A 22,066-nucleotide genomic window follows, 5' to 3' on the forward strand; every position below is an offset into this window, starting at 1 on the left:
TCTAATGATAAAGGTGCTGCACAAAACGCAGCACCTTACTTTGTTTAATTGCGTATTCAGTTTAGCACATGGATGTTATGGTTGCAACAGATTTCCGGCGGATTTACTGGCTCTCCGTCAATCTTTCCGTTACAGTACACGGGCACTCCATGCCCGCGCACTGTAACAGGATTTTACCGATGCTTCGCATTCCAAATCGGCAAAATCCGCGACCATAACGGTATCATACGGAATTTTCAGTTCAGAAAATTCCTATCCGTGAAAAGTAACATCCTTCCATCTTCTTATCTCTTTCAGTCCGGAAAGGATCGACTCCACAAAACTGTCGTAGATCTGATTGCCTTTCTCTGCCGTTGCCCCGCTCGGGTCTCCGCCGATCCCGATCGGCTTTCCATCCTCGGTTTCCCACTCTTCCGATACCCAGCCGAGTGTGATCGGTCCGTAAACAGTGAACGTCTTGTTTCCCATAAATTTCTTCGGGATCCCCGCCTCAGAGGTCTCCAGTTTTACCGTCTCCGGCCGTTCCGCGAGGACCATCGATGTCTCCATCTCTCCTCCATGGAAATCCCAGACATTTCCAGGTGTCACAGTATCTTTCACCGCCTGATTGCCAAAAAATGCACCGCAGTTGATGATAAATACGGCAATTCCAAGCTCACTTCGAAGTTCTCTGCTCAGCACCTGGATGATCGGAGAATTTCCGCCGTGGCAGTTTAAGATCGCGATCTTTTTAAAACCATGATGAGCCAGCCCTTTGCAGATGTCATACAAAACGTGGTAGAATGTGTCCGGTTTCAATGTCACGGAGCCGCAGAAATTGATGTGTTCCGTGCTGAGTCCCACCGGAATCAGCGGGAAAATGAGCATCGGATAGTCCGGGATCTCCCGGTCCAGCGCTTCCTTGATCCGTCTCGCTGTTCCCTCTGCAATGATCTCGTCCGTGCCAAGCGGACACTGGTTTCCATGCTGCTCCAATGCCCCTACCGGGATCATGACTACCGTCTCATCTTTATCGACCTGTTCCATTTCCAGTCTTGTCAGTTCATTATAGTACCTTACCATTGTTTTTTCTCCATTCAGTGCCTTCAAACCAATGTTTTCTTACAGTCAGCGCAGTAAATGCGCAGACCTACTGAATCGTTTCAGTTTTCTTCTCTCTGTGGATCCCGGAATGAATGATCGCACTGACATGCTTGTATACAAGCGCCGTCACGATCGCATTCAGTCCGCATTTTACAATGTTAAACGGGATGATTGCGAAAAGAGCGAATGTGTAAAGGTTTGTGATCGCCGGGTTGATCTTTGTTCCCATCGCGATGATATTCTCGATTCCGCCGAAAGCAACTTTTGCGTAGAACGGAAGAGTGATCGCACAGTTTACAAATACTGCACCGATAACTGCACAGAATACACCGACAACAAGAGCGATCATCGCTGTCTTTTTCGTCTTATGTCTGCGGTAGATCAGAGCTGCCGGCACGGAGAACATACAGCTTCCGATGATGTTTCCAAGCTCACCGACATAGTAAGTGCTTGTTCCGTTTAAGAGCAGTTTTAAAAGATTCTTCACGATCGCAATGAGTGCCGCCTGTGCCGGTCCCATGGCGAAACCACCGATCAGTACCGGGAGCTCTGCGAAATCCAGTTTATAAAACGGCGGTGCAAACGGAACTGCCACCTGGATCGTCTCCAATACGGCTGCGAGTGCGCTGAACATGGCGATCAGCACGATGTTTCTGACACTTAATACTTTGTTCTGGTTCATAATGATCCTCCTTGTACGTGTTGTTCTTCTGCAGAAATACCGGATAGGGACACGGTATCGTAACAAGGAATTGCTGTGCAGGAAAAAATTCATCGGAATGTGCCCCGGCACGTTCTCGTTGTTATACAAAAAAGATCCCGGACAATTAAAAAAGTCCGGGACCTGTATCTACTATTCCTGTCATACAATTTCTTCTCTCATCCAGACTATACTGTCGGTTTTGGAATTTCACCAAATCAGCTGCTCAGCGCAGGTCGCGGACTATACCGCCGGTGGGGAATTTCACCCCGCCCCGAAGAACGATATTTATTTGTTCGATAACAGAATATCACATTTTTATTTGCTGTGCAATCATTTTTTATCCGTGCAAGTTCCCCCTTAGCGGAAATGTCCATAGGAATGTCCTGCTGCCATTCCGCCGCGAAGCTCCGCCATCTCGCTGACAGTCACGAGCTGGTAACCTCTCTTTGTAAGCTCCGGGATCAGCGTCTCCGCTGCGATCGCGCTCTGCTCATAGAGATCATGCATCAAAACGATATCTCCATCTTTGACCTGGCTTAAAACGGTATCGATCGTCTTCTGGGCATTTCTCGTCTTCCAGTCCAGAGTATCTACCGACCATACGATCGACGGCATTCCTGCCTTCGCAAGAACTGCTTTGCTCGCATCATTGATCTTTCCTCCCGGCGGGCGAACTCCTTTCGGTGCATTTCCGCCTGCTGCAACGATCGCATCACGGGTCTGGTTTAAGCTCTGCAAGATCTGACCTTCGGACATATTTGTGAGATATGTATGCGCCCAGGTATGGCTGTTCGTCTCACATCCGAGATCCGACATGCGCTTTACCGTGGATGCATAAGAAGCCACACGATTTCCAACCATAAAGAACGTTGCTCTTCCGCCATTCGCCTCCAGCGAATTCAGAATACGCTCTGTATATTTGGATGGTCCGTCATCGAAAGTCAGCGCCACCATCGGTCTTGTTGGATCAATTCCTCCATTCTTCGGTCCCTCCGGAGCTGCTGCATCTTTTTCTGTCACAGTAACCCAGATTCCGTCCACGCGAAGTCCCTGTCCTTCTGTTCCGGCAGTCTCACCATTTTTTACCGGAGCTGTCCATGACCCATTCTGGAATACTGAGTAATAAACATCATAATGATCTTTTAACTGCCCTGTGAGCTCCATCCGGATCGCCTCGAGCGGCATCCCCGTCTCGATCGTTCCGGTCTCCGCCATATTTTCCTGCCAGGAAAGCCAGCCGGAACCGCTTAAATTTACCTGATAAGAAAGTGTTCCGCTCATTCCCTCCGGCTGTCCGGAAAGACTCGCCCGGATCGCCGTCACATAAGTCCCGTTTCCGGCACGTTCCGCCGTCTGGTCTCCGTGGTATGCGCTCCAGCCGACTCCATGCTCAAATATTCCGTACACAGCTCCCATATCTGCCGCATATACCGGTTTTGTGTTCATTCCTGCTGCCGTAAAGCATACAGCGACGGCCGCAGCTGCCCCACAGATTGCCCGTCTGATTTTTTTCCAATCCATTTGTTCCCCTCGTTTCTCTGGTGCTTTTCACCATATTTCCTATTTCCATATTCTAACATGAAAATACAAATAAAGGTATCTTTTCCGCGTTTTTTCTCAATCTTCATAAAATCGTCAGAATTTAACTATTCACACCGTCACAGTTACAGGAACGGGGCTATTTCGAATTGGTTTTTCGATATAGCGAACACGGCTGTCAGCTGCTGTAAAACGGTACCCGCCTGTTTCATCACTTGCGCACAGCATAGCGCAAACTTGCCTATCCCGTATTTTTCCTGTATAATAAGATAGTATGACTTACAGGGGTTATTATCGAAAGGAGTAACAAAAACATGATTCAGAATCTGAACGAAGAATTATTTTCTTTTATCAAAAAGAGTCCGACTGGTTTCCATGCTGTTCATGAGCTGGCAAACTACCTGACTGAAGCAGGCTTTGAGTGCCTCGCTGAGGGAAATACCTGGAACCTTGCTGAGGGCGGCAAATATTTTGTAACCCGCAACCAGTCCGCGATCATCGCATTCAAGGTATCCCGCAAAGATTATTCAGGCTTCCATATCGCGGCAAGCCACAGCGACTCCCCGACTTTAAAGATCAAAGAGTCCTCCGAGATGAATGTTGAAAACCAGTATGTAAAATTAAATGTTGAAAAATACGGCGGAATGCTCTGCGCTCCGTGGTTTGACAGACCACTCTCCGTTGCAGGCCGTATCATCGTAAAAGATGGTAATCGTCTCACAACAAAGCTGATCAATGTTGACCGCGATCTTCTCATGATCCCGAACCTCGCGATCCACATGAACAGGGAAGTAAACGACGGTTATAAATACAACATCCAGAAGGACATGCTCCCGTTATACCGTATGAGCAATTCCGGCAAGGCATTTAAAGAAATGATCGCCGAGGAAGCCGGTGTTTCCGTTGATCAGATCAAGGGAATGGATCTTTTCCTCTACAACCGCATGGAAGGTACGATCTGGGGCTGCGACGGCGAGTTCATCTCCGCTCCGCGTCTTGACGACCTTCAGTGTGCATTCACATCCACGATGGCTCTGTTAAACAGTGAGAGCGACCGCTGCATTCCGGTCGTTGCCGTATTTGATAATGAGGAAGTTGGAAGCGGCACAAAACAGGGCGCCGGCTCCACATTCCTTTATGACATCCTTCGCCGCATTAACCGCAGCCTTGGAAGAACAGAAGAAGAGTATCTCACTTCCCTTGCTTCCAGCTTCATGGTATCTGCGGATAACGGACATGCTGTACATCCGAACTACGCGGATAAGACAGACCCGACAAACCGCACATACTTAAACGGCGGTCTTGTGATCAAACACAGTGCAAACCAGAAATACACAACAGACGCTGTTTCCGCTGCAGTTATGCGCTGCCTCTGCGAGCGCGCAGGTGTTCCGTATCAGGAGTTCTTAAATCGTTCCGATATTCTCGGCGGTTCCACTCTCGGAAACATCTCCAATGCACAGGTTTCCTTAAACACAGTGGATATCGGACTTCCGCAGTTAGCGATGCACTCTCCGTATGAGACTGCCGGTTCCAAGGATATGGCTTACATGGAAAAGGCATTTGAAGAGTTCTTCAAATCTGCGATCCGCGCCGAAGGTGACGGTACACTCGTACTCGAATAATTTTTATAAAAATGCTCCGCCGGAAATTCTCGCATTTCCGGCGGTTTTTTATCCTTCCAATGCAGAGGCACGCCGGAAATGTTCCTTTTCATATTTTCGTCCTGATCAGTATTTCACTATTTGTGCAGTTTCCCATGATCATTTTCTGCCATTCAGATACTCCGCCACTCCCATATGGATCGTATATGCCAGCTTATCCTGATATTCCCCGCTGTTCAAAAGTCCTGCTTCCTTTCGGTTGCTCAGAAACCCGCACTCCACGATCACGATCGGACATTTCACATGCAGAAGAAGATAATAATTGCCATTTGCCTTCGGAAGTCTCCGGTTCTGTTCTCCAAGGACATAGCTGAACCTTTTCTGCAGGATTTCCGCCAGCGCTTTGCCTTTTGCTGAATCCCGGTAATAAAATACCTGGCCGCCGGACACGGATTCTTCATGATAACTGTTCTGATGGATGCTGACCACAAGATCCGCGCCGCTCTCTTCAATGATCTCGCACCTTTTTTTCATATCTGCCATTTTTTTCCGGCTATCCGTATCTGAATAAAGTCCTGTATCCGTTTCCCTTGTCATGATAACCCTGATATCATCCTGCTCTAAATATGTTTTTAACCGTTTTGCAACAGCCAGGTTGATGTCTTTCTCCAGGCTTCCGTCAACACCGACTTTCCCCGGATCTGTTCCTCCATGTCCGGCATCAATCACTACCACCGGCATCTCTTTTATGTAGGCATCGGTGCTCCCTGTCACATGAATGCTCCCATATTTTACTGCCAGGATCACTATTCCAAGCAGGCAGAAACCAAGAACCGGCTCTATCAGATTCCGCTTCATGCACTGTTCTCCCAAAGTTTTGTTTTTCATAACACTCTATTTTCTCCCTCATCGAATTATGTGTGATCCAGAGGTCCCTGTTTTCAGATTCTTTCCCTTACTTTCCTGCATTGACACATCAATATGTCATCTGTATAATAGAGTCAGACAACGCGAAAGGTCAGGTTTATGACATGGCAAATGAAAAACTAAAATTTACCTGTGACTACATGGAGGGGGCTCATCCTTTGATCATGGATGCACTTCTCTCCACAAATATGATGCAGACCTCCGGATACGGTCTCGATGAGTTTTCCGCCTCCGCGAGAGATAAGATCCGCAAAGCCTGCGATGCGCCGGATGCAGGTGTCTACTTTCTCGTCGGCGGTACCCAGACAAATGCCACGGTAATCGATGCACTTCTACGTTCCTATCAGGGAGTCCTTTGTGCGGAGACCGGACATATTGCGGTCCATGAGGCCGGCGCTATCGAGTTTGGCGGACATAAGGTTCTCCCGCTGCCCCATACATACGGAAAGATCTCAGCCACACAGATCTCCTCTTATATGGATACCTTCTTATCCGATGAAAACCATGAGCACATGGTCATGCCCGGCATGGTCTATATCTCACAGCCGACTGAATACGGGACGCTGTATTCCCTGGAAGAACTGACTGCTCTCAGCGAGGCCTGCCGCAGATACCATCTTCCGCTTTATGTGGACGGTGCAAGACTGGCATATGCACTGGCTGCTCCGGAAAATACCATTTCATTAAAAGATCTCGCAAGACTCTGCGATGTCTTCTACATCGGTGGGACAAAATGCGGTGCTCTCTTTGGCGAAGCTGTCGTGATCCCCGATCCGGCACTGATCCCGCATTTTTTTACGATCGTTAAACAGCACGGTGCCCTGTTCGCAAAAGGCCGTATCCTGGGGATCCAGTTTGATGTCCTGTTTACCGATGATCTCTATCTTCATATCGGTGAATCTGCTCTCAACTATGCAGACTCGATCAAAAACGTATTAAAAGAAAATGGTTATCAGTTTTTCCTTGAGACTCCGACAAACCAGATCTTTATCATTCTGGAGGACGAAATCCTCCACGACCTTGAAGGATCCGCAGAATTCAGTTTCTGGGAAAAATACGATGATACGCACACAGTGATCCGGATCGCCACAAGCTGGGCAACCACAAAGGAACACACCGATGCACTGATCACACTTTTAAAACAGACACGTGCTTAGCAGGAGGCATCTTCCGGCGTTCCAATACCCGGATATTTCCCACCGCGCACTATGACCGGGTTTTTCCGATATTTTACATTCAGGAACGGTTTCGCATCCCGATCTGTGACCGTTTTCCTTCAATATTACATACTCAGGAGGTATTTCCCATGACAGACAGACAACAACTGATCGTAAACAACGTAGACACTGTAAGACAGCTCATTCTCGACGCAGAGCGCTGGATCTGGGCACATCCGCAGACCGGTTACACCGAATGGCAGGCCCATGACTATCTTGTAGAAAAATATGAGGCACTTGGATACACACTTGTAAAAGCCGGGAATATTCCGGGATTCTACACCGATGTGGAGACCGGGAAACCTGGTCCGAAGGTTGCGATCTTTGGCGAACTTGATGCACTCGACATCGCCAATCATCCGGAGTCCGTAAACGGCATGACACACTGCTGCGGACACAATGCACAGTCTGCTGCCCTTTTAGGTATCGCTGCCGCATTAAAGCAGCCGCACGCGCTGGACGGTTTATGCGGATCGATCCGTCTCGTCGCTGTACCGGCCGAGGAAATGATCCAGCTGGCCTTCCGCGAGGAGCTCCGCCAGAAAGGGATCATAAAATACAACGGCGGCAAGACCGAGTTCATGTACCGCGGTCTCCTGGACGGTGTCGATATGGCAATGATGGTCCACGGAATGACAAAGGGAACCGGTGTCAATGAGGACGGAGACACGGATCTCGACTTCCACGCACAGCTCGGAATGAACGGCTGCATGGCGAAAAATATCCGTTACAAGGGAAAATCCGCTCACGCCGGCGGAGCTCCTCATATGGGAGTCAATGCAGAATATGCCGCTATGCTCGGTCTGCAGGCCTGCAATGACCTGCGCGAAACCTTCCAGGAAAAAGATACCATCCGTTTTCATCCGATCTTAATGGGTGCAAACTGTGCTGTAAACATCATCCCGGATGAGATGAAGATCGAAAGCTATGTTCGCGGAAAATCCCTGGAAGCGATCAAACGTGAAAATATCAAGATGAACCGTGCACTGACAGGTGCCGCATTAGCTATGGGCGCAGGCGTCGAGCTGAGTGACCGCCCGGGATATGCACCGGAGTATCATGATCCGGCATTTATGAAACTGGCTGAAGACTGCTGCGTGGCACTCTGCGGAAGAAAGAAGGTTGTCTTCGACTATGACGGCTGGAGCACAGGCTCCTCCGATTTCGGCGATATCACATGTGTAATGCCGGGTGTTCAGATTTCCGCAGGCGGAGGAACCGGTACTCTTCACGGCATCGATTTCCAGATCGCAGATCCGAACCGGATGTGCGTGAATGCCGCAAAAGTTGAACTCTTCCTCGCAGATGCCCTGCTCTCCGATGACGCAAAGGCAGCAAAGGAAATCATCGCAAACTATAAACCGCAGTATCCATCCATCAAGGCATACCTCGATGCGATCGACGCACTGACTCTTGATAAGGACGCAGTCAAATATGATGAAAAAGGGAACGTGACCATAGATTTCCAGAATTAGATCATTCCTGACCTCAGTGCCAGTGCACATTCCTGCACCGTGTACGATCACTTGCGATAATCTTCTTTCCGCAAATGAAACAAGAGAAAACACACTTCGCGGGTTTTCCCTTGTTATCGCGGCAGTCGCCAGGGTCTCGCACAAGCGCAGACTTTGGTTCGTTGTTCGCGTAAATAAAAATCCGTCGGAGGCATTTTTCGATGACTCCGGCGGATTTTTTCATTAACACTTTCCACTCCCTGCTCATTTTCTCTCTTATCCTTTTTTTCTCTGCAATACACAACTTTTCCCGCCAGCACACTATATAACAACTAAATCATTTTTCACAGAAAGGCATGGTAATATTATGAGAACGATCGCACTTCCCGTAAATCTTCTTTCAGAAGGATCCCGTCAGAAAATCTCCGATTTTGAGCCCTGGCTTCTTCGAAGCGGAAAAGCTTATCAGACGATCCGATCCTATCTCTATGCTGCTCGCCAGTTTCTCTCTTTGTATCCTGATGTTACCCACGATAATCTGCTTCTCTATAAGTGTTATCTGATCGAGCGTTACAAACCGCGCACCGTAAATCTGAGGATCCGGGCGATCAACTGTTTTATGGAATTTCTCGGGATCCCCGCTTCAAAACTCCTCATGGTACGGCTCCAACAGCGACCATTTCTCGAGAATGTGATCAGTCAGGCTGATTATGAATATCTGAAAAAATGCCTGATCCGCGACGGAAAGACCAATTATTACCTTGCAGTGCGGATCATGGCTGCCACCGGGGTCCGGATCAGTGAACTTGTTCAGATCCAGATAGAGGATATCCGGCGTGGTCAGCTCGACCTTTATTCAAAAGGCAACAAGATCCGACGTATTTATTTCCCCCACAGTGTACGGGAGACCTGTCTGATGTGGCTGCAAAACGAAAACAGGTTCAAAGGCAGTCTGTTCCTGAACCGCTTTGGCCGTCCTATCAGTACTAACGGGATCCGTGATCAGCTGAAAGTTTTCGCTCTGCGCTATCATCTTGATCCATCCGTTGTTCACCCGCATTCCTTCCGCCATCTGTTCGCAAAAAATTTTGTGGAACGATGCAATGATATTGCACTTCTCTCCGATATTCTGGGTCACGAAAGTATCGAGACCACCCGCATCTATCTTCACAAAAGCAGCATTGAACAGCAAAATCTCTTCAATCAGATCGTAACCTGGTAATCCACCATCAAATTCAAAGGATAAAAGCATGAAAAAACTTTCTAAAGACCAGGAAACCCTGGCAGAATCGTTCAGATCATATTTAAGAAAAAAGAACATGTCGGAAAATACCGAAAATGCGTATGGGCGGGCGATCCGTCAGTTTTTCTCTATCGAATCGTACATATCCGAAGACCAGCTCCGGAAATACCGGAGTTTTTTAATTTCCAATCATAGTCCCGCCACGATCAATCAAAGGATCTTTGCCATCAATCAGTTTCTTCTGTTTCTGGAAAAGGAGTGTCCTGCACTTGATCCGGCACTTGCCGGATTTCGTCTTCATTCAGTGAAAGCCCCCAGAGATACCTTTCAGGACTCTATCATCACAAACGAGGACTGTGAAGCTCTCCAGACGAAGCTGAAGGCAGAGCATCATGACTTCTGGTACTTTGTTGTCCGTTTTCTGGTAACCACCGGCGCCCGAGTCAGTGAACTGGTACTGATCAAAGTGGAGCATCTGGCCTGCGGATATCTTGATCTTTATTCCAAGGGAGGAAAAATCCGCCGCATCTACATTCCAGATTTGCTCTGCCAGGAAGCAAAAACATGGTGCGAACGCCGCGGCATTGCCTCCGGCTTTCTTTTTGTTGGAAAAAATGGACGCCCCGTGACGACCAGAGGCATCCATTCCCAGTTAAAACATTATGCAATCCGGTACGGGATCGATCCCACTACCATATACCCACATTCTTTCCGCCATCGCTTCGCGAAAAACTTTTTATCCAGAAGCGGCGATATTTCTCTGTTGGCAGATCTTCTCGGACATGAAAGCATTGAGACCACCCGTATCTACCTCACACGTTCCAGTAAAGAACAAAAACTTCTACTGGATGAGATGGTAACCTGGTAGGATCCGTGTGATCCTCCGAAAGTTTCTCAGTTCCACTGGATTGAATCCCATGCAGCGGAATCTTCAAAGCCAAGTTTCCAGCATGCGACTCCTGCCAGATCATTCTGTCGGATCACGTTCATCTTCTCTTTCAGAGACCGCTCCTCTTCCATCCAGAGGAACTGAGCTCCATCACTTGTCTGCACCTCGCCATAATACTGGGCAGTATCTGCCTGCCAGGTGAGCTCCACCTGATTATTATCCACCCATCTTTTTTCCTCTGCGATCCCCATCGCTTTGGACGTGATCGTTCCATCTCCGGCTTCCGTCCAAAGTCTCGTATAAAACGGAACTCCGCCTATCAGTTTTTCTCTCGGAACATTCTCCAGCATTCCGGCAATCCCGTTCTTCACATAATTGATAGAAGATACAGAACCCGCCTCACCTCCTGCAAAGTGCTCATCATATCCCATCATGATCACATAATCTGCCACGATCCCCTGTTCTTTCAGATCATAAAAACTGTTATATCCGGCCGGAACATAGTTATCCACCGACAGGATGATCCCTTTCTGTCTGCACGGGATCGACAATTCACGGATAAATTCAATATAATGGACACCTGCTTCTTTTTTCAGGCTTTCGAAGTCAAGATTCAGACCGTCCAGATCATATTTTTCTACATCCGCGATCAGGCTGTCGATCAGTTTTCGCCGTGTGGAAGTCGACGCCAGCAGCGTCTCTGTCTGAACATCTGCGCTGAAATTATCAATCAGTGCCCACACCTGAAGTCCTTTTGCATGGGCTTTCGCCACATAATCTTTGCTCGCAAGCGACTTGTAATTTCCATTATTATCCGTCAGGGAAAACCATGTCGGGGAGATCACGTTCATTCCTTTTGTCTTTGTCACAACGCTGTCAAAGCTATTATTTCCATCCTGGGTCGTCACCTGATGCCATCCGAGAACGATCTTCCCACTCATACTGGTACTCTTGTATACAGGTGCTTCAAAATTCCCGGAAAATTTCTGACTTTCCACATCAGACAGTCTCTTATTCTCTACATACCCGACATTTCCGTCCGGGGATGCGACCCGCGACCATTTTTCCATCGTATCGATGACCGTCACCGTATCATCCCTGCCAAGATCCGTTACGATCTTGCTCTTGACCCCGCCTTTTATCCTCAGACTGGTATTTTTCTTCACGCGGGCTACATTTCTCGCCCCCCAGTCATCGATCAGGACTCGTTTTCCATCACCGGAATCAAAAGCCTGGATCTGCACATCCGTGTAGTTCGCGATCAGACCGAGAGTCAGGTAGACTTCTTCATCCTTCACAAGAAGCAGCGGCGCACCATTGGAGCCCTTTGTCTCCGCATCGGCATAGACAATCTGATCCGGCAATGCATATACAAGAAGATCTTCTATACTGTCCCAGTAAAAACGCTCATTGATATGGTCATTTACCCACGAGATAGGCAGGTAAGTCTGACCGTTTTCATAGATTCCTGTCTGCTCCTGCTGTTCATAATTATAAATGATCGCCGTCTCATCCCCGGATACATGATAAACTTCCGCAAGATCTGCCCGCTCTTTCGTCGGCATATACCGCTCCAGTACCCGGAATCCGACAAAGCCGGCTGCGATCAGGATGATCAGACTGACAGCGGTCAATACAGGAACTATTTTTTTCATTTGTCATCACTCTTTCCGCATGCTATTCTTCAAAGATCCGCATCTGTTTCTGCCTCTCTACGTATACATGCTGAATCGTTATTTTATTACGGATGATCCGGCAAAATACACACGGACGTATACTTTGCCGGATCTTAAGGATAGTTTTAGTATACCACAACGCGAAATGTCTGTCTGTTAACTTTTTGTAACGAATTACCGTCAGCAATCTTACGGACCATCCGGCAGAACGATCCCCTGTTTTTTGAATCTGTATTCCGTTATTCGCGTCTGTCCAGGATCCTCACCCGGAACCGGCAGTTTTTCCATCTGCGAGCGGCAACACTTTTTCTATCTTCTCGTTCTTCTTCTCCGTCCGGAATTTCTCGTCTCTGAAATATCTGCTTCGCTCAGATATACTTTATCAAACCGGATCTCCTTTAATCCACCTCCTTCTGCCTGCACATAATCCCCCATGTAGAACATTCCGTCCTCACGCACTTCAAACAGCTTTTCCCACTCTCTCTGACCGGAAAGCTTTCCATCCATGTAGATCGGGATCCCTTTTTCCGTGTACCTCTTAAGTCCGTTCAGGTAGCGAGTCATCTCCTCGGTCTTCTGCTCTTCTGATCCATACGTTCCATTTACTGTTTCCATACTCATATATACCTTTCCCTTTTTCATATCGCGCATTGATCCTGCGCATGGTCTTTCCGTCATCCCGCATCGATCTTCCCCCTGTTGTCGCTCTTCGTCTGTTCAATCCACTGTCAGTAAATTTCTGCCATTTTTGCTTTCAAGCCAATGTTTTCTTACGGTCAGCGCAGTAGATGCGCAGACCTACTAAATAATTACGTTAAATGCATCTGAATTCAGGTCAGATCTGCGCCCGGCAGAAGAAGGTATTTTCTGTGACATGTTTCTCCCCAATGCTGCGTCATTGACTGATCAGATCTCATTTATCATGTTGCTTTGTAAGCATTCAGCAAGCCTGTTTATTTCCATCTTCTTATCACAGGATCCGTTTAAAAAATTCTCCGCATTCCTCCGTGACCGAGAAAGCATCCGCTGAAAACGGAATCCGTTCTGCATTGATCCGATATCTTCTTGAGAATTCTCTTCTGGTCTCCTCGCTCCCAAATACCGCGAGACTCTGCCAGCTCTTTTTCTGCTTCGCTCTTTTCTCCATCTCGAATTCCCGGAAACTTTCCTGCTGCCACTCTGTAAAGGAACCCACCAGAAATTTCTTATCACATCTCCAGTATGATTCATGTTCACCGTCTTTGACCGATCCAAAATCGATCAGGATATCGTCATATCCTTCCAACAGCACCTCCTTTATATTCTCCGGCCCTGCATGTTTATAATAATCCGCATCCAGGATCCTGTATGGATTTTTCCGTCCCGTCTGTCCCGTACAGACCTGCTCGAGTCTTTCAAAGTCTCCTGACTCATTAAATTCCAGCAATATTGCTTTTCTCCTGAGATAACCCGTGAGATAGTTTGCCAGCATGATTGAAAAATGTGTGCATCCCACTCCGACATTGCTGCCCGCGATCCCAATCATCCTGCATCGTTTCTCCTGTATCCCGCCAATAATTTTTTTCTTTTCCATCTGGTCCCCCCTGTACCATCATTCCACAATTCCCGGTAACAGGTGTTGGCAGCTTTATCTTCTTTAAATGGATTCGAAAAGAACGGAAGAAAGAAATAATGAATATCAGATAAAACTTTTGGAAGTTTCAGACGTGCTTTTTTCTCCATATGGTTGAAGAGCAGGATCACCTTTCCACGGCTTTTCAGCATTTTTGCCGCATTTACAGCCCTGTCGATCTCCCACCATTTTCCCCCGCATACAAGAACATAAAAATCTGCTCCCGGAAGTTCCCGTCCTGACTGGATCACTCCCGCGTCCTTTATGATTACTGGAAAATAAAGATATGGCAGCTTCACAGCTTCGCCATAATAAGGCCGGATGTTTCCGCATCCGATTTGATATACGCCGTTCCGGTCCGCCTTGACCCCCATATTTTTCGCAAGGGTGCGGACCGTATCCGTATCGTATTCTTCCTGATATAAAGCCGGACACCCGTTTCGGGTCAGAAAGTAAGACATTCCGAGAGCTGCATGGGTCGTTCCGATCCCCGCCCCAGCTCCGGTAAAAACAACGATTCGAGATTCTATTGCCTGCTCTTTTATCTGGTTTTGCAGTTCCTGCAGCGTCCTCTGCAGTTCTTCCGCGCTCTGGTACCGCTCCTCTTTCTCCGCTTTCATGCACCCGCGGATGATCCGGTCAAGTTTTCTGTATTCCGGTTCGTTTATAACTTCCAAAGTACTCCCTGGAACGTCTCCATGACTCATAAAGTAAAGCAGCGCACCGATCGCGTATACATCCGTTCTGCAGTCTAAAGGTTCTCCTTTATACTGTTCCGGTGCAGCAAAACCAATTGTCCCATACCGTTCTCCAAATGCGGCGGCATCTGACGCGTATTGTGCGTGATCAAAATCCGTTAGCCGAAGGATTCCGTTGCATACCAGCAGATTTTTTGGCTGCAAGTCTAAATATAAAATAGGGTTTTCTGCTGAATTCATGAACTGAATGATACGGCAGATCTGTATTCCAAGATTCACTGCCGTCTTAACCGACAAGCTGCCCAGGCGTTTCACCAGAGCATATAAAGATTCGCCTTCCAGATATTCTTCGATCAGATAACTGTATCCGGTATCTTCTTCCACATCATAGACGATTGGGATTCCCGGATGTCTCAATGTTTTCAGAAAAAGTGCTTCTTTTCTAAAAGTATCATAATCCGCTATGGACTTGGGAACGACTTTTACTGCCCGATACTCTTCCAGCTCTACGTGGTACGCCAGATACACGGTACCGGACCGTCCATTTCCCAATTCTCCGCACAACCGATATTTGCCAAACAGAACGCGTTCGATAAATCTTCACACCTCCTTTCGGCAATACAACCTCTTGTGACTATTCTAATATAGATACTCCCATTTTAAATCATCTTGTAGATGTCAAAACTGATTAAATTTTAATAAATTCTCCTCATATGATTGCAAAAGCCGAATAGGATATAGTATATTATAGATGTAAAAATGCGGTCTTTTGCCCTTTTACCAGAGACCGATCGACCGCAATGATCTTTGATTAGTAATAAGGCAGGAAGTGATCCTATGAAAATAGAACGTATCAATGAAAACCAGATCCGCTGCACACTCAGCAACTTTGATCTGAGCGTCCGCAATATGAACCTCGGCGAACTGGCTTATGGAAGCGAAAAGGCGCGCAGCCTTTTCCGCGAAATGATCCAGCGCGCAGCAAACGAGGTCGGCTTTGAAGCGGAAGATATCCCACTTATGGTCGAAGCGATCCCTATGGCGAACGAAAGTGTTATGCTGATCATCACGAAAATGGAAGATCCCGAAGAACTCGACACCCGTTTTTCCAAGTTCTCACCGGCAGACGATGAGGATGAGAATGGATGGGGAAATCTCACTGCGGAGGTACTGGAAGGCGCTGACGGTCTGATCAATATCCTGACCCAGAGCGGGATCCTGAAACCGAAAGACGCGAACACTCCGGCACCATCCTCTGCATCTGCAACTGATCCGCAGAAAAACCCGGAACCGGCAAATCCGGCACAGTTTACGAGGATCTACCAGTTCTCTTCCCTTGACCTAGTCTGCGAGGCAGCAAGACAGACCGGTGCTGTTTTTAACGGAAGCAGTGTTCTCTACAAGAATCCGGAAAATGGCGTTTTTTATCTGATCCTCAGGAAGGAAGATGACGATGAGCTGTCCTTCAGCCGGGTCTGCAATACCCTCTCCGAATACGGAACAAGATTAAAAGGCGATGCGGCAGCATCCGGCGCCTACTATGCGGAGCATTACGATGTGATCGTAAAAAAAGATGCCCTGAAGGTACTTCAGAACTTATGATCTTTGTGAAATATTTTATGTATATCTCCGCGCGAGTGCGCATCTTAGGCACTCAGTGCCTTTTTGATTAACAGGAAGTTCCATCGGAATTTCCTGTTGATCAAAAAAAGGCTGTGATCCGGGAAGATCTCCCCGGTGTCACAGTCTTTTTTCATTTCTCTGATATTTTCCAAAGTCAGCAGACCGATCGTTTTCGATCAGTTACACATTACTGCTGCTTCTGAGCCAGATATTCGTTGATCACACTTACAAGTTTCTCTACCGGAATTCCGTGAACCATGCAAGCCTCTTCCAGAGACTCCATCTGAGAAGACGGGCATCCGATGCAGTGCATTCCAGCGCCCATTAAGATCTGAGCCATATTTTCATCAACCTGAAGAAGCTCACCGATGAGCATTTCTTTTGAAATCTGCATGATAAATCCTCCTTTCACCTTCGAAATCTGCCGAGGGCAATTTTCTACGATTGTTTCCGGCATAACAAGCGTACCGCCATATATGCCAGCATATCGAGAGTATAATACTTTTTTCGTTTCTTGGCAAGGAGGTTTTGCAAAACTAACCGCAGTTATCTCTGTCTAACCGCATATTTACTGGTTTTTTGTTCCTCATTAGGTACATTTTTTTCATGATTTACCCCTTGAATAATTTGACCGTTTATTATAGAATGAAAGAAATAAACAAAGGAGGTATTTTGTCATGGCATATGTAATTAGCGATAGCTGCGTTAGCTGCGGTACTTGTGCTGGTGAATGTCCGGTAAACGCTATTTCTCAGGGAGATGGACAGTACGTAATCGACGCTGATACTTGCATCAGCTGCGGTACTTGTGCTGGTGTCTGTCCGACAGGCGCAATCAACGAGGGTTGATCACAAACGCAAACCAATACATAAAAGCCGTTGTTCCCAAAGGAGCAGCGGCTTTTTTGATCTATGCAGATCTTCCTCATCACAATTTATTTGCATTGCGTCCAAACTTTTTCTTTCTGAAGAGTGATGGCAGAAACGGCGCCTTTGCCGCCGCAGCTTCCGCCCGCCCCCTGCTCTCCTTCTGGTAGAGTCTTATCGTCTCGTCCAGCTGGCGAAACCGCTCTTCGTCCCGCTCATCCGCTACCCTCATCAGATAATCGATCTCCTTCAGCACCTTATCATTCACCATCCTGCTGATATCCTGACTCAGCTTTTCATTGTTCTCTTCGATGGCCTGTCCGATCATCTGGGTGAGGAAATCCTTAAACTGTTCCGCCTTCTCCCGGTTCATGAGCTCCGTGATCTCCCCGGGATCCATCTTCTCCAGATCCTTCTTCTCCTGTTCCGCGCATTCTCTCAATGCCGACACAACATCCTCCTCTAAAATATCTGTAGGTGCCACCGATTCTCCCTCCGCATCCAGGGTTTTCGCAAGTGCCGCCTTGATCGCCTTGAGCTGATACCCTTTTTCCTTCAATTCCTTGATCTGCTTAAAAAGACGAATATGAAAATCCGTATAATACCGATGTCCCATCTCGTTGCGCGGGATATTCATCTCCAGTTCTTCCTCCCAGTAGCGAAGTACATGAGATTCCACGTCAACCTTTTTCGAGGCATCAGAGATCAGATAATGTGTTTCTGACATGGCTGTTCTCTTCCTTTCACATGATTTCCCATTACAGCATCATACAGAATTTTCTGCTGATCAGATTTCTGTCCGCAAACTGTAACGATTTCTCAACTCTGTTCCTTCTGATTCTGCAGCATATTTCAGACCGCCCTCTGCACGCAAACCAGTTACCAGATCGTTAATAATATATGTGAAGGCATGTCCCAATATGACAAAAGCGCCCGTTTTCATCTGAAGATCAGTTGAAAACGGGCGCTCAAACAGCAATCTGTTACTGCTGCTCTTTTGCAATATTCACAAACCGGGTCAGCTCCGGTTTCCATCCAAGATATACCGTTCCGATCGGGCCGTTACGCTGTTTAGCGATAATGACTTCCGCCGTATTCGGATTATCCGTATCTTTATTATAGTAATCATCACGGTACAGGAACATGACTACATCGGCATCCTGCTCAATAGCTCCGGACTCTCGAAGGTCCGAAAGCATCGGACGATGGTCTGTTCTCGTCTCACAGGCACGCGACAGCTGGGACAGGGCGATGACCGGAACACTCAGCTCCCTGGCGATCGCCTTCAAGGATCTGGAAATCTCGGAAATCTCCTGTTGGCGGTTGTCGCCGTTCTTTCCGCTTCCCGACATTAACTGCAGATAGTCGATCATGACAAGATCGAGACCATGTTCCAGTTTGACCTTCCGGCATTTGGAACGCAGCTCCATGATGGAGATACCAGGTGTATCATCAATGACAAGTTTGGAACTTCCGATCGTCCCGATTCCTTCCACGACAGCATCCCAGTCAGCATCCGTCAGAGTACCGGTACGGAGTTTCTGGGAATCCACATTGGACTCCATGGAAAGCATACGGTTTACCAGCTGTTCCTTCGACATCTCCAGGCTGAAGATCAGGCAGGTCTTCTGTCTGCGGACCGCGATATAATCCGTAATGTTTAACACGAATGCAGTCTTACCCATAGACGGTCGGGCCGCAATCAGGATCAGATCCGACGGCTGAAGTCCGGACATCCGGTAATCCAGATCGATAAATCCGGTCGGAAGACCCGTTACCGTGGATTTTGACCGGGTTGCCTGCTCGATCTTGTCGAGAACATTTAACGCAACCTGGCGGATCGGCACAAAATCTCCGGACGCACGGCTCTCCAGAAGATTAAAGATCTGTTTTTCCGTGTCGGCCAGGATCGTCTCCAGGCTGTCCTTTCCTGCATAGCAGTTGTTCGCAATCTCCTCGTTGATCCTGATCAGACGGCGGAGAACTGCTTTTTCATGAACGATCGTCGCATAGGACCGGACATTTACCGAGGTCGGAACAGTCGCAAGAATATCGCGGACAAAGTCCAGACTGCATACCTCCGGCGGAACATCCTTCTCCTTCAGTCTGTCCTGAAGTGTGACCAGGTCTACCGGTTTTCCTTCATTGAACAGCTCCACCATGGTATCGAACATGATCCCGTACTGTTTCTGATAAAAATCATCCGCAACCACGATCTCCGACGCCGCGATGATCGCATCCCGGTCCATTAACATTGAACCGATCACCGACTGTTCCGCCTCAATACTGTGCGGCAGGACTCTCTTTACTAACGCTTCTTCCATCTTTTTTTACGCTTCAACGACTTTCACGCTGAGTCTTGCTGTTACTTCCTTGTGGAGCTTGATCGGAACCTCAAAGCTTCCGATGCTCTTAATCGGCTCCGGCAGAACCATCTTCTTCTTATCGATATCAAGCTTTAACTGGTCCTTCGCCGCCTTCGCGATCTCCTTTGTGGAGACGGAACCGAACGCACGTCCGCCCTCACCGGCCTTGATCGAAACGGTTACGGACATCTTATCGATCTCCTCCGCAAGCTTCTTAGCCTCCGCAAGCTGCTCTGCCGCAACCTTCTCCGCGTTTGCTTTCTGGAGCTTTAAATCGTTTAAGTTCTTGGATGTCGCCTCAACACCAAGCTTTTTCGGAAGGATAAAGTTCCTCGCATATCCGTCATTTACCTTTACGACCTGGCCCTTTTTTCCAAGTGCCTTTACATCCTCTAATAATACAACTTCCATCTTAAATTTCTCCTTTCTCCAGCATCATATCAATGACGCCTTTCACCTTCTCCTTGGCCTCCTCAACGGTAACGCCCGGGAGCTGTGCGCCTGCGATCGTTCTGTGTCCGCCTCCGCCCAGCTTTTCCATCATGACCTGGACATTGACTTCGTCGATCGATCTCGCGCTGATATAGATCTTGCCTTCATATGGGGTAAGAACGACAGATGCCTTCATTCCCACAATGTCAAGAAGCTCGTTTGCAGCCTGTGCGCCTACTACTGTCGGGCTTTCTACGCCCTCTGCCGGGCACACGCTGATGGCAAAGTATTTCTTATAGACCTCTGCCTGACGGACTGCCTCGGCTCTCGCCTTGTAGTCCTCCATACTGTCACGGAACAGCTTCCGGACTCTCGTCACGTCCGCTCCGTTTCTTCTAAGGAACGCCGCCGCCTCAAAGGTGCGGACACCCGCCTGATTTGTAAAGTTGTTCGTATCGATCACGATCCCGGCATACATGGCATCCGCCTCCGGGGATTTGATCCGGATGCTGTCCGCGACGTACTGTAAGATCTCCGCAACCAGCTCACAGGCAGACGATGCATACGGCTCCACATAGGACAGCGTCGCGTTCGTGATGATCTCGCTGGACTGACGGTGATGGTCGATGACGACGATCGTTTTCACAAGTTTTAAGAGATCCGGCTCTTCCGTGATACTCGGGCGGTTGACGTCCACAACGACAAGCGCTGTGTTGTTATCCACGATATCTGCGGCTTCACTTCCGGTCAGGAACAGATCTTTCGGATAGTCACCCGTCTCAAAGCGTTCCATCATCGGGCGCACCGAAGATGTCACCTCATTGATCACGATATGTGCCTTCTTATTCAGAGCGGATGCGATCCGGTACATTCCGATCGCCGCGCCAAAGCAGTCGATATCTCCGATCTTATGTCCCATGATCAGAAGGCAGTCCTTTGTCTCAAGAAGCTCCCTGAGGGCATGGGCTTTGACGCGGGCCTTGACACGGGTCGTTTTCTCTAACTGCTGGGCCTTTCCGCCGTAATACTGGATCTTCTGGCCGCATTTTACTACCGCCTGATCACCGCCACGGCCGAGGGCCATATCAATCGCTGTACGGGCATACTCATAGTTCTGGATGTAGGTATCGCCATTCATTCCGATACCGATACTTAGTGTCACCGCCATCTCGTTTCCGATATTGACTGTTTTTACTTCTTCCAGAAGTCCAAACCGCTCTTTTTCCAGACGCGGCATATAGCACTGCTTGATCGCAAAGAAATATTTGTCCTTCTCCAGTTTCTTTACGATACCGTTGACCGCCGAAATATACTTGTTAATCTTTCGGTCGATCAGGGCCGTTAAGAGCGATCTGCGGACTTCCTCGACGCTCTCCAACGCCTCATCATAGTTGTCCAGATAGATCAGGCCCGCGACCATCTTCTGGTCTGTGATCGCCTGCTTGTAGTTATAGAGCTCTGTCTCATCATAGAGATATACCGCAAGGATCTGCTGCTCCGTCTGCTTCTCCGGGATTCCGGAGGCAAGCTCATCCGGGCGGATCGTCACGCGTTTCATACTCACGCGGTATTTCGATTCCCCATAGATCACATGGACTTCCATCGCATTTTCCATCTTCTCGAGGGATTCCACTGTGATCTCCTTGAAGAGCATTGTCAGGCTTTTCCCTGCGCTCTTCTCTTCTTTGGTCACCGCCTCAAAGGCGCGGTTCATCCAAAGGATCTTACCATCCGTGTCCGCGATCGCGTAGGGCAGCTCCAGAGACGCCAGAAGCTGTTTCTGGCTCCAGCTGTACGCCGACGCAAAGGACACCAGACTGCCGAGAGCCCGCTTCTTTCCGTACATATACAGGGTTCCGGCACACGCCGCGTAGATCACCGTAAATGCAAGCATCACGAATCCCGCCTTGCGTGAGATCAGGTTGACCGCAGCTCCCGCAAGGATTACCAGTGCCGTTAAAAATACCGGCCACTGAAGGTAAAGCTGCAGAATATGGCTGACCTTTTTATCATCTTTCATTCTTATCTCCTATCCGCCGCCCGGTAAAATGGGCATAGCAAGACCATAAAAAGAATGTGCCTTGACACATTCTCGCGCCGAGCGCAGTCGCTTGCGATAGGCTCTTCTTGCGCG

At 48.2% G+C, this 22,066-nt stretch carries 20 protein-coding genes and 1 riboswitch; of the genes, 7 read left to right on the forward strand and 13 right to left on the reverse strand.

Going from position 1 to position 22,066, the window contains the following annotated elements; genetic code table 11:
* Positions 1 to 252: 252 nt before the first annotated feature.
* The 3 genes from V2546_RS01225 to V2546_RS01235 form a co-directional block, all read right to left on the reverse strand.
* Positions 253 to 1,062 carry a creatininase family protein gene (locus V2546_RS01225; RefSeq protein ID WP_118321883.1) on the reverse strand — a complete coding sequence of 270 codons (810 nt, stop codon included), beginning with the start codon at positions 1,060 to 1,062 and terminating at the stop codon, positions 253 to 255.
* A gap of 67 nt (positions 1,063 to 1,129) precedes the next feature.
* Complete coding sequence (locus tag V2546_RS01230; protein WP_118533411.1) at positions 1,130 to 1,765, reverse strand: ECF transporter S component; 636 nt, start codon at positions 1,763 to 1,765, stop codon at positions 1,130 to 1,132.
* Between the two features lie 185 nt (positions 1,766 to 1,950).
* A riboswitch (FMN riboswitch) is annotated at positions 1,951 to 2,069 on the reverse strand.
* 74 nt (positions 2,070 to 2,143) lie between these two features.
* Positions 2,144 to 3,307, reverse strand: a complete 1,164-nt coding sequence (locus V2546_RS01235) for a polysaccharide deacetylase family protein (protein WP_329751340.1) — start codon at positions 3,305 to 3,307, stop codon at positions 2,144 to 2,146.
* Positions 3,308 to 3,639: 332 nt separating this feature from the next.
* On the opposite strand from V2546_RS01235, the gene V2546_RS01240 reads away from it, so the two are divergent.
* Positions 3,640 to 4,950, forward strand: a complete 1,311-nt coding sequence (locus V2546_RS01240) for a M18 family aminopeptidase (RefSeq protein ID WP_118297297.1) — start codon at positions 3,640 to 3,642, stop codon at positions 4,948 to 4,950.
* 138 nt (positions 4,951 to 5,088) lie between these two features.
* On the opposite strand, the gene V2546_RS01245 is transcribed toward V2546_RS01240, so the two are convergent.
* A complete protein-coding gene (locus V2546_RS01245; RefSeq protein ID WP_346011283.1) occupies positions 5,089 to 5,817 on the reverse strand; it encodes an N-acetylmuramoyl-L-alanine amidase in 729 nt (242 codons plus the stop codon).
* Positions 5,818 to 5,960: 143 nt separating this feature from the next.
* Between V2546_RS01245 and V2546_RS01250 the strand changes: the two genes are divergently transcribed.
* The 4 genes from V2546_RS01250 to V2546_RS01265 all read left to right on the forward strand — a co-directional run bounded on the left by V2546_RS01250 (position 5,961) and on the right by V2546_RS01265 (position 10,638).
* Entirely contained in the window at positions 5,961 to 7,013 is a 1,053-nt protein-coding gene (locus V2546_RS01250; protein WP_329751341.1) for a beta-eliminating lyase-related protein, read from the forward strand.
* Between the two features lie 149 nt (positions 7,014 to 7,162).
* Complete coding sequence (locus tag V2546_RS01255) at positions 7,163 to 8,548, forward strand: amidohydrolase (RefSeq protein ID WP_118606282.1); 1,386 nt, start codon at positions 7,163 to 7,165, stop codon at positions 8,546 to 8,548.
* Positions 8,549 to 8,894: 346 nt separating this feature from the next.
* Complete coding sequence (locus V2546_RS01260; protein WP_329751342.1) at positions 8,895 to 9,749, forward strand: tyrosine-type recombinase/integrase; 855 nt, start codon at positions 8,895 to 8,897, stop codon at positions 9,747 to 9,749.
* Positions 9,750 to 9,846: 97 nt separating this feature from the next.
* On the forward strand, positions 9,847 to 10,638 hold the full coding sequence (locus tag V2546_RS01265; RefSeq protein WP_486463542.1) for a tyrosine-type recombinase/integrase: 792 nt from the start codon (positions 9,847 to 9,849) through the stop codon (positions 10,636 to 10,638).
* A 26-nt stretch (positions 10,639 to 10,664) separates the two neighbouring features.
* Here V2546_RS01265 and V2546_RS01270 read toward each other — a convergent pair whose 3' ends face one another.
* The 4 genes from V2546_RS01270 to V2546_RS01285 form a co-directional block, all read right to left on the reverse strand.
* Positions 10,665 to 12,314, reverse strand: a complete 1,650-nt coding sequence (locus V2546_RS01270) for a glycosyl hydrolase family 18 protein (protein ID WP_329751344.1) — start codon at positions 12,312 to 12,314, stop codon at positions 10,665 to 10,667.
* Between the two features lie 330 nt (positions 12,315 to 12,644).
* Positions 12,645 to 12,956 carry a hypothetical protein gene (locus tag V2546_RS01275; RefSeq protein ID WP_346011282.1) on the reverse strand — a complete coding sequence of 104 codons (312 nt, stop codon included), beginning with the start codon at positions 12,954 to 12,956 and terminating at the stop codon, positions 12,645 to 12,647.
* Positions 12,957 to 13,305: 349 nt separating this feature from the next.
* Positions 13,306 to 13,908: a hypothetical protein gene (locus tag V2546_RS01280; RefSeq protein ID WP_142410610.1), complete on the reverse strand. Its 603-nt coding sequence runs from the start codon at positions 13,906 to 13,908 to the stop codon at positions 13,306 to 13,308.
* The gene (locus V2546_RS01285; RefSeq protein ID WP_329751345.1) at positions 13,857 to 15,209 is read right to left on the reverse strand and encodes a serine/threonine-protein kinase; all 1,353 of its coding nucleotides are present in this window, start codon (positions 15,207 to 15,209) and stop codon (positions 13,857 to 13,859) included. The genes V2546_RS01280 and V2546_RS01285 overlap by 52 nt, the downstream gene beginning before the upstream one ends.
* A 273-nt stretch (positions 15,210 to 15,482) precedes the next feature.
* Here V2546_RS01285 and V2546_RS01290 point away from each other — a divergent pair, with 273 nt between their 5' ends.
* Entirely contained in the window at positions 15,483 to 16,247 is a 765-nt protein-coding gene (locus V2546_RS01290; RefSeq protein ID WP_118533393.1) for an adaptor protein MecA, read from the forward strand.
* 208 nt (positions 16,248 to 16,455) lie between these two features.
* On the opposite strand, the gene V2546_RS01295 is transcribed toward V2546_RS01290, so the two are convergent.
* Positions 16,456 to 16,662, reverse strand: a complete 207-nt coding sequence (locus V2546_RS01295; RefSeq protein WP_015552988.1) for a DUF1858 domain-containing protein — start codon at positions 16,660 to 16,662, stop codon at positions 16,456 to 16,458.
* Between the two features lie 283 nt (positions 16,663 to 16,945).
* Here V2546_RS01295 and V2546_RS01300 point away from each other — a divergent pair, with 283 nt between their 5' ends.
* Positions 16,946 to 17,116, forward strand: coding sequence for a DUF362 domain-containing protein (locus tag V2546_RS01300; RefSeq protein ID WP_021905155.1), 171 nt, complete (start codon positions 16,946 to 16,948; stop codon positions 17,114 to 17,116).
* A 79-nt stretch (positions 17,117 to 17,195) separates the two neighbouring features.
* Here the strand turns inward: V2546_RS01300 and V2546_RS01305 are convergent, their stop codons facing one another.
* The 4 genes from V2546_RS01305 to V2546_RS01320 all read right to left on the reverse strand — a co-directional run bounded on the left by V2546_RS01305 (position 17,196) and on the right by V2546_RS01320 (position 21,952).
* Positions 17,196 to 17,861 carry a helix-turn-helix domain-containing protein gene (locus tag V2546_RS01305; protein WP_329751346.1) on the reverse strand — a complete coding sequence of 222 codons (666 nt, stop codon included), beginning with the start codon at positions 17,859 to 17,861 and terminating at the stop codon, positions 17,196 to 17,198.
* Positions 17,862 to 18,117: 256 nt separating this feature from the next.
* Positions 18,118 to 19,458, reverse strand: a complete 1,341-nt coding sequence (dnaB, locus tag V2546_RS01310) for a replicative DNA helicase (RefSeq protein ID WP_118297308.1) — start codon at positions 19,456 to 19,458, stop codon at positions 18,118 to 18,120.
* A gap of 6 nt (positions 19,459 to 19,464) precedes the next feature.
* Complete coding sequence (gene rplI / locus V2546_RS01315) at positions 19,465 to 19,911, reverse strand: 50S ribosomal protein L9 (protein ID WP_015552983.1); 447 nt, start codon at positions 19,909 to 19,911, stop codon at positions 19,465 to 19,467.
* Position 19,912: 1 nt separating this feature from the next.
* The gene (locus V2546_RS01320) at positions 19,913 to 21,952 is read right to left on the reverse strand and encodes a GGDEF domain-containing protein (RefSeq protein WP_329751347.1); all 2,040 of its coding nucleotides are present in this window, start codon (positions 21,950 to 21,952) and stop codon (positions 19,913 to 19,915) included.
* Positions 21,953 to 22,066 lie beyond the last annotated feature (114 nt).

The organism is Clostridium sp. CM74B_53 (genome assembly GCF_036318045.1).
Classification (GTDB): domain Bacteria; phylum Bacillota; class Clostridia; order Lachnospirales; family Lachnospiraceae; genus Pilosibacter.

Bases quoted from the DNA above. Each gene is read 5' to 3' on its own strand.
- V2546_RS01320 (WP_329751347.1), bottom strand. From the start codon at position 21,952: ATGAAAGATGATAAAAAGGTCAGCCATATTCTGCAGCTTTACCTTCAG.
- V2546_RS01260 (WP_329751342.1), top strand. From the start codon at position 8,895: ATGAGAACGATCGCACTTCCCGTAAATCTTCTTTCAGAAGGATCCCGT.
- rplI (WP_015552983.1), bottom strand. From the start codon at position 19,911: ATGGAAGTTGTATTATTAGAGGATGTAAAGGCACTTGGAAAAAAGGGC.
- V2546_RS01305 (WP_329751346.1), bottom strand. From the start codon at position 17,861: ATGTCAGAAACACATTATCTGATCTCTGATGCCTCGAAAAAGGTTGAC.
- V2546_RS01290 (WP_118533393.1), top strand. From the start codon at position 15,483: ATGAAAATAGAACGTATCAATGAAAACCAGATCCGCTGCACACTCAGC.
- V2546_RS01275 (WP_346011282.1), bottom strand. From the start codon at position 12,956: ATGAGTATGGAAACAGTAAATGGAACGTATGGATCAGAAGAGCAGAAG.
- V2546_RS01250 (WP_329751341.1), top strand. From the start codon at position 5,961: ATGGCAAATGAAAAACTAAAATTTACCTGTGACTACATGGAGGGGGCT.
- V2546_RS01225 (WP_118321883.1), bottom strand. From the start codon at position 1,062: ATGGTAAGGTACTATAATGAACTGACAAGACTGGAAATGGAACAGGTC.
- V2546_RS01295 (WP_015552988.1), bottom strand. From the start codon at position 16,662: ATGCAGATTTCAAAAGAAATGCTCATCGGTGAGCTTCTTCAGGTTGAT.
- V2546_RS01240 (WP_118297297.1), top strand. From the start codon at position 3,640: ATGATTCAGAATCTGAACGAAGAATTATTTTCTTTTATCAAAAAGAGT.
- V2546_RS01255 (WP_118606282.1), top strand. From the start codon at position 7,163: ATGACAGACAGACAACAACTGATCGTAAACAACGTAGACACTGTAAGA.
- V2546_RS01235 (WP_329751340.1), bottom strand. From the start codon at position 3,307: ATGGATTGGAAAAAAATCAGACGGGCAATCTGTGGGGCAGCTGCGGCC.
- V2546_RS01265 (WP_486463542.1), top strand. From the start codon at position 9,847: ATGTCGGAAAATACCGAAAATGCGTATGGGCGGGCGATCCGTCAGTTT.
- V2546_RS01280 (WP_142410610.1), bottom strand. From the start codon at position 13,908: ATGGAAAAGAAAAAAATTATTGGCGGGATACAGGAGAAACGATGCAGG.
- V2546_RS01300 (WP_021905155.1), top strand. From the start codon at position 16,946: ATGGCATATGTAATTAGCGATAGCTGCGTTAGCTGCGGTACTTGTGCT.
- V2546_RS01245 (WP_346011283.1), bottom strand. From the start codon at position 5,817: ATGAAAAACAAAACTTTGGGAGAACAGTGCATGAAGCGGAATCTGATA.
- V2546_RS01230 (WP_118533411.1), bottom strand. From the start codon at position 1,765: ATGAACCAGAACAAAGTATTAAGTGTCAGAAACATCGTGCTGATCGCC.
- V2546_RS01270 (WP_329751344.1), bottom strand. From the start codon at position 12,314: ATGAAAAAAATAGTTCCTGTATTGACCGCTGTCAGTCTGATCATCCTG.
- dnaB (WP_118297308.1), bottom strand. From the start codon at position 19,458: ATGGAAGAAGCGTTAGTAAAGAGAGTCCTGCCGCACAGTATTGAGGCG.